The organism is Variovorax sp. VNK109, from assembly GCF_049445855.1.
Taxonomy (GTDB): Bacteria; Pseudomonadota; Gammaproteobacteria; order Burkholderiales; family Burkholderiaceae_C; genus JAGOCV01.
Genome location: NZ_JBMSDV010000004.1, coordinates 345,105 through 358,040, shown reverse-complemented (window position 1 = coordinate 358,040; position 12,936 = coordinate 345,105). Strand labels below are relative to the sequence as shown.

Here is a 12,936-nt window from a genome sequence, read left to right as displayed (position 1 = left end):
TTGCCGGTGATCCGGCGCTAGCCGTCACGGTCCATCGCGCGGCGGTGGCGTTCGACGAATTCCTGGTACGTGTCGATGCCGCGCAGCTGCAGGATGGAGTTGCGCACCGCAGCTTCCACCAGCACGGCAATGTTGCGGCCAGCCACCACCTGGATGATCACCTTGCGCACTGGGATGCCCAGCACGTCCTGCGTGATCGGCTCGGCCGGCAGGCGCTCGAAGTCACGCTCCAGCGTCTCCTTGCGCACCAGATGCACGATGAGCTTGAGGCGCATCTTCCGGCGCACGGCCGTTTCGCCGAAGATCGCCTTGATGTCCAGCAGGCCGATGCCACGCACTTCCAGCAGGTTCTGCAGCAGTTCGGGACAGCGGCCCTCGATGGTCGTCTGGTTGATGCGGTACAGATCCACTGCATCGTCAGCCACGAGGCCGTTGCCGCGCGAGATGAGTTCGAGACCCAGCTCGCTTTTGCCCAGGCCCGATTCGCCGGTGATCATCACGCCCAGCCCCAGGATGTCCATGAACACGCCGTGCATCGAGGTGCGCTCGGCGAAATGCTTGGACAGGTAGGCACGCAGCACGTCGATGACGAACGCCGACGACTCGCGCGTGGAAAACATCGGGATCTGCGCGCGCTCGCACATGGACAGCAGCGCGTCGGGCGCGACCTGTCCATCGGCCAGGATCAGGACCGGCGGTTCGAGCGTCACGATGCGCGAGATGCGGCGCGCACAATCCTCCGGCGTGCCGTTGGCGAGATACGCCACCTCGCGCTGACCGAGGATCTGCACGCGGTAAGGGTGGATGTAATTGAGGTAGCCGACAAGATCGGCGCTGGAGCGGGCTGCCCGGATCGCGACGTCATCGAAGCGGCGCTCGGAAGCCCCCAGGCCTGCCACCCATTCCCACCGCAAGGAGCCCCGGAACTCCTCGAACAGGCGGTCGGCACTGATGGCGGTGGGTTTCAATCCCTCAGGCCGGCTGGGCCGACTGCCAGGTGGAGATGAAGTTGTGCAGGGACGCGGCGCTGTCGCTGGACTTGATGCGCTCGCGCAAGGCCGAGTCGCTCAGCAGCTCGGCGATTTCCGACAGTATTTCCAGGTGCTTCTGCGTGGCCGCTTCCGGCACAAGCAGGAAGATCAGGAGCACGACGGGTTGCTCGTCCGGGGCGTCGAAGCCGATCGGCTGCGCCAGCTGGAAGACCGCTGCCATCGGCGCCTTCAGGCCCTTGATGCGCCCGTGCGGAATGGCCACCCCATGGCCGAGGCCGGTGGAACCCAGGCGCTCACGGGCAAAAAGGCTGTCGGTGATCAGCGCGCGCGAGAGGCCGTGCAGGTTCTCGAACAACAGGCCGGCTTCCTCGAAAGCTCTCTTCTTGCTGGTGGCGTCGACGCTCACAAGCACTTGAGCGGGAGGCAGGATGGACGCGAGACGGTTCATGGTCGGGTTGCAGATTATGCACCTCACGCGGTGCAGTGCAACAAAAGTCTGCCTACGTACGCCAAAAGCATGCAATGGCCGGCAAGCGTGCAACAAAAAAGCCACCGGTGACCGGTGGCTTCCTCTGGAGGTGTCTGCCCCTCACATCAGCCGCTTGGCGGCTTCGCATTGGTGGTTCTGTACACGATCCTTGTGGCGCACCACCTGCCGGTCCAGCTTGTCCACCAGCTGGTCCACGGCCGCATAGAGGTCTGCGTGTGAACACTCGGCAAACATGTCATTGCCCTTCACATGGATGTTGCACTCGGCGCGTTGTCTTCGTTCCTTTTCCTTCTGCTTCTCGACCGTCAACAGCACCTTGACATCCACGACCTGGTCGAAATGGCGGGTGATGCGATCCAGCTTGTTGGTCACGTAACTGCGCAAGGCGGGGGTAACTTCGAGATGGTGACCGCTGATCGTCAAGTTCATGAGTAGCCTCCTGTCGCTCTCTGGTTTGGAAAAAACCGGCCCGCGAGGAAGGCCGGTGACGAACCTTGATTCTCTGAACGTGAGACCACTATGCGCCTGATGCAGGGCAAAAGCAACGGGCGTTTACACCTCGCCACGCCACAAAATGCAACCCTTTGAAAAGGGTCTGGCAAGTGCTTGAAAAGGCTCAGTTTTCCGGCGTGGACGGCGGCCGCGCAGCGGCCGGTGCCCCTGCGCCGTGCAAGGTCAGCGTGCCCGCCAGCCATACGGCGGCCAGTGTTGCCATGGCCCCGACGACAGCAGTCATCCAGTAGTTCTGCACGAACCCCTGCGCATCGCGGCTGATGATCAGGCCGCCGACGAATGCAGCCAGGCCCATGGCTGCCGATTGCACCGATGCATTCAGCGTCATGAAGGTGCCGCGCAGGCGCGGATCGGCAGCCGACGTGAGGATGGCCATGCCGGGAATCATGCGTCCACTGGTGAATACGAAGAAGCAGGTCGATCCGATGAGCACGGCCCACAGCGGCACGCGACCCAGCAGCGTCAGCGCAAACATCGGCGCGAGTGCGATCAGCGCAACCCGCCGGAACGTGGGCACCTTCCCGATGCGGTCGGTCATGCGCCCGAACAGCCGGGCGGACAGCAGCGTCACCAGCCCGCCGCACAGGTACATGTAGGGAATCTGTGCGGGTGTCAGTCCCACGTTCGCCTGCATGAAGATCGTGATGTAGGGGATCATGGTGAAGCTGCTGGACATGAGCAGCGCCGACAGCCCGAATGCCTTGAGGTGGTTGCGATCCTGGAGCACCTGCACGATGCCGCCCAGAGCGGACGACGAGCGGCCCTCGTGCACATGTGCATCCAGCGTGGGCAAGGTGGCCGCAGCGAAGGCGACGAGCACACCGCACAACAGCGCGATGCCGATGAACGGCGCATGCCAGCTCAGGTGCGCCGCGAGGAACAGGCCCAGCGGCACGCCCGCCACGGTGGACACCGAGAACGAGGTCATCACGATGCCCATGGCGCGGCCGCGCCGCTCGAACGGGATGGAGTCGGCCACGATGGTCTGGCACAGCGCCGAGAGCACGCCGCCGAACGCACCCGCGCAGATGCGCGCGACCATGAGCGATGCGTAGCCCGGCGCCAGTCCGCAGGCCAGCGTGGCCAGGCCGAACAGCACGTACAGCGTGATGAGCAGCCGCTTGCGGCCGAAGCGGTCGATGTAGGTGGACGCGATGAGGCCCGATGCGCCGGCGGCCAGCGTGTAGGCCGACACGAGCAGCCCGAACTGCGCATCGGAAATGCCGAACAGCGCCGTGAACTGCGGCCCGAGCGGCATCATGATCATGAAGTCGAGGATGTGGGTGAACTGGATTCCGGCAAGCGTCAGCAGGAGCCACAGCTCGCGTTTGGGCGTGAGCGATCGGGACATGGAGGGGGGTGTTGGGAAGCGAAAGTTACTCTAACATCCCGACACGACGGAGACAGACACGACAAATGAGCCTGGACACCATCATCCACTCGGGCCTCGTCCTGCCGGACAAGCCCTCCACCGCACTGGTCCTGATGGGCGGCGGCGCGCGGACGGCCTACCAGGTCGGCGTGCTCAAGGCACTGGCCTCCATGTTGCGGCTGCAGCCGGGTGGACCGGAAAAATTCCCGTTCCAGTTGCTGGTGGGCACGTCGGCCGGCGCACTCAACGCCGCCTACCTCGCCAGCTGTGCCACACGCGGCCTCGCGGCCTTCGACCAGCTCGCCGACTTCTGGATGCGCCTGCGTTCCGGGAACGTCTATCAGTTGCGCGTATCGCCCTTCGTGCGCGCAAGCCGCTACCTCGCCGCGCTCAGCCTGTCACGCCAGGCGCGCGCCACCGGTGCGGTGCTCGACAACATGCCGCTGGTGGACACCTTGCACCACGCCATCTCGCTCCCGGGCATCGACGATGCACTCAAGTCACGCACGCTCAATGCGCTCGCCGTCACTGCGTCGAGCTATACGAGCGGCGTGCACTGGACTTTCTGCCACACCGCGCACGACGACCCGACGCGTGCGTGGATGCGCCCGGGCCGCCGCTCGGAATTCCAGCCCATCACCATCGAGCACCTGATGGCGTCCAGCGCCATCCCCTTCCTTTTTCCGGCGACTGCGCTGTGGGTGGACAAGCGCCGCGAATTCTTCGGCGACGGCTCGATGCGCCAGATTTCGCCTTTGTCGCCGGCCATGCACCTGGGTGCGCGGAAGATCCTGGTGGTCGGCGTGGGGCAGCCGCAGCGCTCGGGCCTCACGGCCAAGGCCTTCGGCACCGGTGCCGACCTCTCGCCCAAGGGCCCGACGCTGGGAAGCATCGCCGGGCATGCCATGGCCAGCGTGTTCCACGACACGCTGCAGGCCGACGTGGAGCAGGCCCAGCGCGTCACGCAGACACTCAGGCAACTGCCGCGCGAAGTGGCTGCCGTGCTGCCCTACCGCAGCGTCGAAGTGCTGGCGTTGCAACCGTCGCAGTCGCTGGACGCGATCGCGCAGGCCCATGCCGACGAGTTGCCGGCGTCCACCCGCAACGCGCTCGGCGGGCTCGGCGCGCTCAAGGGCGGCGGCGCCGCATTGGCGAGCTACCTGCTGTTCGAACCCGGCTTCGTGCAGGCGCTGGTGCAGCTGGGCGAGCAGGACGCATTCGCGCGCAAGACCGAACTGCTGGCCTTCTTCGAAGGCATCTGAAACCGGGCCGGAAAGGGCCGCAAGCTAACCTTTTCCCTGCGCCCGGAAGGCCTGCCAGTGCCATAATCCGGCGTTCTTCAAAAACGGAGATTCCCTTGGAAGCCTATCCCAGTCGATAGCTTCCGACTCCCGTGCAGGCAGCGGGGTTGGAAGCGACAACCTTCACTGCCAATAAAAACACTTCAACGGGAGTGAGCCATGCTCAACATCTTTACGCTTGCCAACGGCCGCCTCTTCCAGGAAGAGATCGAGTCGCTGGAAGAACTCTCCAGGTTCCAGCCGATCTGGGTGGACCTGGAAGCGCCCACACTGGAAGAAAAGCGCTGGGTCAAACAGTACTACGGCCTGTCGATTCCTGAAGACGCGATGGACGAGGACATCGAGGAGTCCGCGCGTTTCTACGAAGAAGACAACGGCGAGCTGCACATCCGCAGCGACTTCCTGATCTCCGACGACGAGCAGCCGCGCACCGTGCGCGTGGCGTTCATCCTGAACCAGCACAACGCCGAGCTCAAGAGCCGCGGCGTCCTTTTTTCGATCCACGACGAGGACCTGCCGGTGTTCCGCCTGTTGCGCCTGCGCGCTCGACGCGCCCCGGGCCTCATCGAGGACGCCAAGGAAGTGCTGCTCAAGCTCTTCGACGCCGACGCCGAATACTCCGCCGATACGCTCGAAGGCATCTACGACGAGCTCGAGAAGGTGAGCAAGCAGGTGCTGTCGGGCGACGTGACCGATGCACTGGCCGGCGAAGTGCTGGGCGCGATCGCGCGGCAGGAAGACCTGAACGGGCGCATCCGCCGCAACGTCATGGACACACGCCGCGCGGTGAGCTTCATGATGCGCAGCCGCATGCTCAACGCCGAGCAGTTCGAAGAGGCGCGGCAGATCCTGCGCGACATCGAGTCGCTGGACAACCACACGGCGTTCCTGTTCGACAAGATCAACTTCCTGATGGATGCGACCGTCGGTTTCATCAACATCAACCAGAACAAGATCATCAAGATCTTCTCGGTGGCCAGCGTCGCGCTGCTGCCGCCGACGCTGATCGCCAGCATCTACGGCATGAATTTCAGGATGATGCCGGAGCTGGACTGGTCTCTGGGCTATCCGTACGCGCTGGGCCTGATGGTGGCCAGCGCGCTCGTGCCGATGTGGTACTTCCGCAAGCGCGGCTGGTTGAAGTAGACCACCCCCGAAGCGCCTGCGGCGCCTCCCCCTCGTTCAACGCGGAAGACTTTGAAGAAGGGCCTGCACGATGGCGGCCGAATGCGGGCTGGCCACGGTGCGGATGAACTCCATGAAGTCGCCGTGTGCCGCGTCGTCGGCGCGGTCGGACACGGTGCGCACGGCCGCGAAGGGAATGCCGAAATCGTGCAGCACCTGCGCGAACGCGGCGCCCTCCATCTCGACGGCGAGCGCATCGGGCAGCCCGGCTTGCAATGCGCGGGCTTCAGCCGTCGTGGAGACGAAGCGGTCGCCACTGATCACCAGTCCCTGATGCACCTGTGCGTGGGGCAGGGCCACGCGGGCGGCCTGCGCCAGCGCAGTGGCGAGTAAGGCATCGGCCGCAAAGCGGCTGCGGCCGTACAGCGGCACCTCGTGGCGTGGAAAGATCGGTGAGGCGTCCATGTCGTGCTGCAGGAACTCCCTGGCCACCACGACATCGCCCACGTTCACGCCTGCTCCCAGGCCACCTGCGACGCCGGTGAAGACCACGCGGTCCACCTCGAAGCGTTCGGCCAGCACGGCCGCCGTCGTCGCTGCCGCCACCTTGCCGATGCGCGCGAGCACGGCCACGACTTCATGCCCGTGCAGGTGGCCCTGCCAGAACTCGCGGCCCGCGACGACGACCTTGCGTTCGTCCGGCATCAGCGCCAGCACGGCGGCGAGTTCCTCCTGCATGGCGCTGACGATGGCGGTGATGGGCATGGTTGTGTGAGGTCCAAAGAAAAGGCGGCCCGCAGGCCGCCTCTCATTGTGCACGCATGTGCGCGCGGATCACTTCTTGTCGCGCAGCTCGCGGCGCAGGATCTTGCCGACCGGCGTTTTGGGCATTTCGGTGCGGAACTCGATGACCTTGGGACGCTTGTAGCCGGTGAGGTTGGCCTTGCAGTAGTCGCGCACCTGCGCTTCGGTGAGGGCCGGGTCCTTCCTGACGATGACCAGTTTCACGGCTTCGCCGGTGTTCTCGTCATTGACGCCGACAGCCGCGCATTCGAGCACGCCGGGCATCTTGGCCACGACCTCTTCCACCTCGTTCGGATAGACGTTGAAACCGCTCACCAGGATCATGTCCTTCTTGCGGTCGACGATCTTGAAGAAGCCCTTTTCGTCCATCACGCCGATGTCGCCGGACTTGAAGTAACCGTCGGCCGTCATGACCTTCGCCGTCTCGTCGGGGCGCTGCCAGTAGCCCGCCATCACCTGCGGGCCCTTGATTGCGATCTCGCCCGGCTGGCCCAATGCGACTTCGTTGCCGTCGTCGTCGATGCACTTCATGAACGTGCCGGGCAGCGGCACGCCGATGGTGCCGGTGTATTCGGTACTGGTGGTCGGGTTGCAGCTGGCCGACGGGCTGGTCTCCGACAGGCCGTAGCCTTCGCAGATCGGGCAACCGGTCTTGTCGAGCCAGAGCTTGGCCACGGCGCCCTGCACCGCCATGCCGCCGCCGACGGACACCTTGAGATTGCTCCAGTCCACCGTGCCGAAGTCGGGATGGTTGGCCAAGCCGTTGAACAGCGTGTTGACCGCCGGGAAGCTGTGGAACTTGTGCTTGGACAGCTCCTTCAGCGTGGCCGGCAGGTCTCGCGGGTTGGGGATGAGGATGGTCTTGCCGCCCGTGCGCATGGACAGCATCATGTTCACGGTGAACGCGAAGATGTGATACAGCGGCAGCGCGCACACACTCGTCGGCTGTTCACCCGCCGGCACCTTTTTCATGACAGGGTCGTTCCACGCCTCGGACTGCAGCACGTTGGCGATGACGTTGCGGTGCAGCAGCACCGCGCCCTTGGAGACACCTGTCGTGCCGCCGGTGTACTGCAACACCGCGACGTCGTCGGGGCGGATGTCGGGCTTCTTGAGCGTGCCGCGCGCGCCCTGCGACACCGCGTCGTTGAAGCGCACGGCACCGGGCAGGTTGAACGGCGGCACCAGCTTCTTCACGTTGCGCACCACGTAGTTGACGATGGCACCCTTGAGGAACCCGAGCTGGTCGCCCATTGCCGCCAGCACCACGTGCTTGACCGGCGTGGCCGCGATGCAGGCCTGCAGTGTGGCCGCGAAGTTCTCGATGATGACGATCGCCTTGGCGCCCGAGTCCTTGAGCTGGTGCTCGAGTTCGCGCGGCGTGTACAGCGGGTTCACGTTCACCACCACGTAGCCCGCGCGCATCACGGCGGCCACGGTGGCGGGGTATTGCGGCACGTTGGGCATCATGATCGCGATGCGATCGCCCTTGGCCAGACCCAGGCCCTGCAGATAGACGGCCAGCGCCATGCTGTCACGGTCGGTCTGCGAATAGGGCACATCCTTGCCCATGAAGCTGTAGGCCGTGCGGTCGGCGTACTTGCGGAAGCTTTCTTCCATCAGTGCCACGAGCGACGGGTACTGCGACGCATCGATGTCCGCAGGCACGCCGGCGGGATAGCTGTTCAACCAGACGCGGTCTGTCATGTCTTGTCTCCTGACTTCACTGCAACTCCGCATTCTCTCCGGGCGCGGCCCGCGGATGCGTTTGTGTTTTCCCTATCCCCTGCTCACCTGACGGCCATCAAGGCCATTACCGTCATTCGATGGCCTTGACCATGTCCTCGACAACTTTCTTCGCATCGCCGAAAACCATCATGGTCTTGTCCATGTAGAACAGCTCGTTGTCCAGGCCCGCATAACCGGCGGCCATGGAGCGCTTGTTCACGATGATCGTCTTGGCCTTGTAGGCCTCCAGGATCGGCATGCCGTAGATCGGGCTGCCCTTGATATGGGCAGCCGGGTTCACCACGTCATTCGCACCGAGGATGATCGCCACGTCGGCCTGGCCGAACTCGCCGTTGATGTCTTCCATCTCGAACACCTGGTCGTAAGGCACTTCTGCCTCGGCCAGCAGCACGTTCATGTGGCCCGGCATGCGGCCGGCCACCGGGTGGATCGCGTACTTGACGGTGATGCCCTTCTCGGTGAGCTTGGCCGCCAGTTCCTTCACCGCGTGCTGCGCGCGCGCCACGGCCAGGCCGTAGCCCGGAACGATGACCACGGTTTCGGCGTTGCCCAGCACGAAGGCCGCGTCGTCGGCGCTGCCGCTCTTCACGTTACGCTGCTGCTGCGCGCCGGCCGCTGCGGCCGAGGCATCGCCACCGAAGCCGCCCAGGATCACGTTGAAGAACGAGCGGTTCATCGCCTTGCACATGATGTAGCTCAGGATCGCGCCCGAGCTGCCCACCAGCGAGCCCGCGATGATCAGCATGCTGTTGTTGAGCGAGAAGCCGATGCCCGCTGCCGCCCAGCCCGAGTAACTGTTGAGCATGGACACCACAACCGGCATGTCGGCCCCACCGATCGGGATGATCAGCAGCACGCCCAGCAGCAGCCCGAGGCCGATCACCAGCAGGACGTCGATCCAGCTCTGGCTGTGCCAGAAGCCGAAGATGAAGAACAGCGCGGCGAGACCGAGCACGAGGTTCAGCTGGTGCTGCCCCTTGAAGACCACCGGCGCCCCCTGGAACAGGCGGAACTTGTACTTGCCCGACAGCTTGCCGAAGGCGATGACCGAACCGGTGAAGGTGACCGCGCCGATGAACGCGCCCAGCGCCAGCTCGACCCGGTTGCCGCCGGGGATCGGGCCGCCGCGTGTGGTGATCTGGAAGGCCCAGGGCTCGGCCACGGCCGCGACCGCGATGAACACCGCCGCCAGGCCGATCATGCTGTGCATGAAAGCGACGAGTTCGGGCATCTTGGTCATCTCGACCTTCCTGGCCATGACGGTGCCGGCTGCGCCGCCCACCAGCAGGCCGCCCAGCACGTAGACCATGCCGATGGCCTTGCCGCCGGAGAGCTCGACGATGAGCGCCGCGGTGGTCAGCACGGCGATGGTCATTCCGGTCATGCCGAAGATGTTGCCGCGGATCGACGTGGTCGGATGCGACAGGCCCTTCAGGGCCTGGATGAAGCAGACGCTGGCGATGAGATACAGCAGCGTGACGACGTTCATGCTCATGCGTGATCTCCCTTGGCCGGCGCTGGCGCCTTCTTCTCTTTCTTCTTGAACATTTCCAGCATGCGGCGCGTGACGAGGAAGCCGCCGAACACGTTCACCGCCGCCAGCGCCACGGCCAGCACGCCCATGGTGCGGCCGAGGTCGGTTTCGGTGAGGCCGGCGGCCAGCATGGCGCCGACGATCACGATGGCCGAGATCGCGTTGGTCACCGCCATCAGCGGCGTGTGCAGCGCGGGGGTGACGGTCCACACCACGTGGTAGCCCACATAGATGGCCAGCACGAAGATGATGAGGTTGATGATGGTGGGAGAGACTGCTTCCATGATTACTTCCTCTTCACTTCGCCGTTGTGCGACATCAGGCACGCGGCCACGATGTCGTCGTTCAGGTCCACTTGGAGTGCGCCTTCCCTGGTGATGATCAGCTTGAGGAAGTCGAGCACGTTGCGTGCGTACAGGCTGCTCGCATCGGCCGCCACCAGCGCGGGCAGGTTGGTCTCGCCGACCAGGGTGACGCCGTACTTCACGACGGTGCGCCCGGGTTCGGTGAGCGGGCAGTTGCCGCCTTGGGGCGCGGCCAGGTCGACGATGACCGAGCCCGGCTTCATCGACTTCACCATCTCTTCAGTCACCAGCACGGGGGCGGGTCGACCGGGGATCAGCGCCGTGGTGATCACCACGTCGGCCTGTGCCACGCGCTTGGCCACCTCGGCCTTCTGGCGATCGAGCCAGCTCTGCGGCATGGGCTTGGCGTAGCCGCCGGAGCCCTGCGCGGCTTCCTTCTCTTCGTCGGTGTCGTAGGACACGTCGATGAACTTGCCGCCCAGCGACTCGACCTGCTCCTTCACCGAAGGACGCACGTCGGACGCCTCGATGACCGCACCCAGGCGCTTGGCTGTGGCGATCGCCTGCAGGCCGGCCACGCCGACGCCCAGGATCACGACGCGCGCGGCCTTCACCGTGCCGGCCGCCGTCATCAGCATCGGGAAGAAGCGCTGGTATCTGTCGGCCGCGATCATCACGGCCTTGTAGCCTGCGATGTTGGCCTGCGAGGACAGCACGTCCATGCTCTGCGCACGCGTGGTGCGCGGCGCGGCTTCGAGCGCGAAGCCGGTGAGGTTGGCCGAAGCCAACCGCTGCAGCCCGGCCGCATCGAACGGGTTGAGCATGCCCACCACCGCCGTGCCCGGTTTCATGAGCGCGACTTCGTTGTCGAAGGGGCTACGCACCTTGAGCACCAGATCGCAGCCGAAGGCACCGGCGGCATCGGTGATCTCCGCCCCCGCAGCGACATACGCCTCGTCGGTCACGCTGGCGGTTACGCCTGCGCCTGACTGCACCCGCAGGGTGTGCCCCTGCGCCTTGAGTTTCTTGACCGTTTCCGGCGTGGCGGCAACACGGGTTTCGCCCACCGTCGTTTCGGCGGGTACGCCTATCAGCATGAGTTCTCCTCGGATCTGCCCTGCCGCGACCACCTGCCGGAGGTCCCTTGGCGCAGGGTGACAGGCATTCTAGGCCCAGTTGGCGCACAATGGTCCGCATGGACGCCATGGCGCTTTCCGGCGCAACGCTCGATTGCTGGGTCGCCCTCGCAGAGGGTCACGGCAATGCTGTCATCGTGCGTACCGGCCGCCATCATGTGTGCCATCTCGCGGTCGACGGCGTCCCGGTGAGCCCGTTCAGCCCCGGCACCGACTGGGATGCCGCCTGGCCCATCATCCAGCGGGAACGCATTCTCCTGCGCGAACGCCGCCTCAACCGCGAGCCCGTGTTCGAAGCCATGCTGGTGCGCGATGGCATCACCTGGTTCGCCATCGGCGAGCTGCCGCTGGTGGCCGCCATGCGCGTGCTGGTGCGCAGCCGCATCCCCGAGCAGATGCTGGACGGCGCGCGCTTCGGCCAGCAGGACGCGGCCTGAGCGGCCAACCACCCCGCAGCAAACCTCGGTTTTCGCCAATACGCCGCGTGGCCCTTCTGCGACGCTCGGCGCATGTCATCGCATCGCCCCTTCTATCACCGCCATCCCGAAACCCTGAGCCTTGCCGCGTGCTACAAGGGCCGGCACAACCGCCGCGTGCGCATCGGTCTGGCCGACATGCCCACGCCGATGCCGGTCCCGGCGCGCTGAGCATGGCGTCCTCCGGCCTCCCGCCAGCCGCAACCGGGCGGCCGGCCACACCCGGCACGCTGGCCTGGCACCTGTGGCACAGGCCCTATGTGCTGCTGCTCCTGCCGCCGCTCTTCTGGGCCGGCAACCTGCTCATCGGCCGCGCCTTCGCGGACCGCCTGCCGCCACTCGGGCTGACCTTCTGGCGCTGGGTGGTCGCGTCGCTGTGCGTGCTGCCGTTCACCTGGCGTGAACTCGTCGCGCAACGCCGTGTGCTGCTGAAGTCATGGCCAGTGCTGCTGGGTTGCAGCGCGTTCGGCTTCGCGGGGTATCCCGTGCTGAACTACGTCGCCCTGCACAGCACGCCGGCGGCCACGGCGGCCATGCTCAATTCGACGCTTCCGCTGATGGTGCCGGTCATGGCCTGGCTGGTCGCGCGTGAAGTGCCGGGGCGGCGCGCGTTGCTCGGCATCGCCGTCTCCACCGGTGGCGTGCTCTGGCTGCTGAGCCACGGCAACCTCACGCGCCTGCTCGCCCTGTCGTTCGGCCGTGGCGAGCTGCTGATGCTGCTGGCCGTCGCCGGCTTCGCGCTGTCTTCGACACTGCTGCGCTACCGGCCGCCGGAACTGTCGGGCCTGGGCTTCATGGCCGCGCTGTCGGTCGTCACCACGGCCTTGCTGCTTCCCGCTGCCTTGTGGGACGTGGCGCGTGGACGGCACTTCCCCATCGACGGTGGGTCCATTGCGTCGCTGCTCTTCATCGGCGTGTTCTCGTCGCTGATCGCCAACGTGATCTGGAACCGCTGCGTCGCGACGCTCGGGCCCACGCTCACCGGCGCGTCGTTCCACCTGATGGCGGTCTACGCGTCGCTGCTGGCCTTCCTGCTGCTGCACGAGCCGCTGCATGGCTACCACGGCATCGGCATCGCGCTCATCCTGGCCGGCTTTGCGGTGGCGCTGCCCGCCGGTCGCCGCAAACCGTGAACATGG

At 65.5% G+C, this 12,936-nt stretch carries 14 protein-coding genes; 5 read left to right on the top strand and 9 right to left on the bottom strand.

Going from position 1 to position 12,936, the window contains the following annotated elements; translation table 11 throughout:
* Positions 1-17: 17 nt before the first annotated feature.
* The 4 genes from hprK to ACO2Q9_RS16025 form a co-directional block, all read right to left on the bottom strand.
* Positions 18-968 (bottom strand): HPr(Ser) kinase/phosphatase, encoded by a 951-nt coding sequence (gene hprK, locus ACO2Q9_RS16040; protein ID WP_423312806.1) that lies wholly within the window; start codon positions 966-968, stop codon positions 18-20.
* A 4-nt stretch (positions 969-972) separates the two neighbouring features.
* Positions 973-1,440 (bottom strand): PTS sugar transporter subunit IIA, encoded by a 468-nt coding sequence (locus tag ACO2Q9_RS16035; RefSeq protein WP_423312805.1) that lies wholly within the window; start codon positions 1,438-1,440, stop codon positions 973-975.
* A 141-nt stretch (positions 1,441-1,581) separates the two neighbouring features.
* Positions 1,582-1,911 (bottom strand): ribosome hibernation-promoting factor, HPF/YfiA family, encoded by a 330-nt coding sequence (gene hpf / locus ACO2Q9_RS16030; RefSeq protein WP_423312804.1) that lies wholly within the window; start codon positions 1,909-1,911, stop codon positions 1,582-1,584.
* Between the two features lie 187 nt (positions 1,912-2,098).
* The gene (locus tag ACO2Q9_RS16025) at positions 2,099-3,346 is read right to left on the bottom strand and encodes an MFS transporter (RefSeq protein ID WP_423312803.1); all 1,248 of its coding nucleotides are present in this window, start codon (positions 3,344-3,346) and stop codon (positions 2,099-2,101) included.
* Positions 3,347-3,411: 65 nt separating this feature from the next.
* Here ACO2Q9_RS16025 and ACO2Q9_RS16020 point away from each other — a divergent pair, with 65 nt between their 5' ends.
* Together ACO2Q9_RS16020 and corA are read left to right on the top strand one after the other, a co-directional pair.
* Entirely contained in the window at positions 3,412-4,629 is a 1,218-nt protein-coding gene (locus ACO2Q9_RS16020; RefSeq protein WP_423312802.1) for a patatin-like phospholipase family protein, read from the top strand.
* A 198-nt stretch (positions 4,630-4,827) separates the two neighbouring features.
* On the top strand, positions 4,828-5,814 hold the full coding sequence (corA, locus tag ACO2Q9_RS16015) for a magnesium/cobalt transporter CorA (protein WP_423312801.1): 987 nt from the start codon (positions 4,828-4,830) through the stop codon (positions 5,812-5,814).
* 36 nt (positions 5,815-5,850) lie between these two features.
* Here the strand turns inward: corA and ACO2Q9_RS16010 are convergent, their stop codons facing one another.
* From ACO2Q9_RS16010 to ACO2Q9_RS15990, 5 genes are all read right to left on the bottom strand, one after another.
* Positions 5,851-6,558, bottom strand: a complete 708-nt coding sequence (locus tag ACO2Q9_RS16010; protein ID WP_423312800.1) for a 5'-methylthioadenosine/adenosylhomocysteine nucleosidase — start codon at positions 6,556-6,558, stop codon at positions 5,851-5,853.
* A gap of 69 nt (positions 6,559-6,627) precedes the next feature.
* A complete protein-coding gene (locus ACO2Q9_RS16005) occupies positions 6,628-8,304 on the bottom strand; it encodes a long-chain-fatty-acid--CoA ligase (protein WP_423312799.1) in 1,677 nt (558 codons plus the stop codon).
* A gap of 112 nt (positions 8,305-8,416) precedes the next feature.
* Positions 8,417-9,841 (bottom strand): NAD(P)(+) transhydrogenase (Re/Si-specific) subunit beta, encoded by a 1,425-nt coding sequence (locus tag ACO2Q9_RS16000; RefSeq protein WP_423312798.1) that lies wholly within the window; start codon positions 9,839-9,841, stop codon positions 8,417-8,419.
* Complete coding sequence (locus tag ACO2Q9_RS15995; protein WP_423312797.1) at positions 9,838-10,164, bottom strand: NAD(P) transhydrogenase subunit alpha; 327 nt, start codon at positions 10,162-10,164, stop codon at positions 9,838-9,840. Before ACO2Q9_RS15995 ends, ACO2Q9_RS16000 begins: the two co-directional genes overlap by 4 nt.
* Positions 10,165-10,166: 2 nt before the next feature.
* The gene (locus ACO2Q9_RS15990) at positions 10,167-11,282 is read right to left on the bottom strand and encodes a Re/Si-specific NAD(P)(+) transhydrogenase subunit alpha (protein WP_423312796.1); all 1,116 of its coding nucleotides are present in this window, start codon (positions 11,280-11,282) and stop codon (positions 10,167-10,169) included.
* A gap of 98 nt (positions 11,283-11,380) precedes the next feature.
* On the opposite strand from ACO2Q9_RS15990, the gene ACO2Q9_RS15985 reads away from it, so the two are divergent.
* The 3 genes from ACO2Q9_RS15985 (at position 11,381) to ACO2Q9_RS15975 (ending at position 12,930) form a co-directional block, all read left to right on the top strand.
* Entirely contained in the window at positions 11,381-11,758 is a 378-nt protein-coding gene (locus ACO2Q9_RS15985; RefSeq protein ID WP_423312795.1) for a phage protein NinX family protein, read from the top strand.
* 72 nt (positions 11,759-11,830) lie between these two features.
* Entirely contained in the window at positions 11,831-11,968 is a 138-nt protein-coding gene (locus ACO2Q9_RS15980) for a hypothetical protein (protein WP_423312794.1), read from the top strand.
* A 2-nt stretch (positions 11,969-11,970) separates the two neighbouring features.
* On the top strand, positions 11,971-12,930 hold the full coding sequence (locus ACO2Q9_RS15975; RefSeq protein ID WP_423312793.1) for a DMT family transporter: 960 nt from the start codon (positions 11,971-11,973) through the stop codon (positions 12,928-12,930).
* Positions 12,931-12,936: the final 6 nt, after the last annotated feature.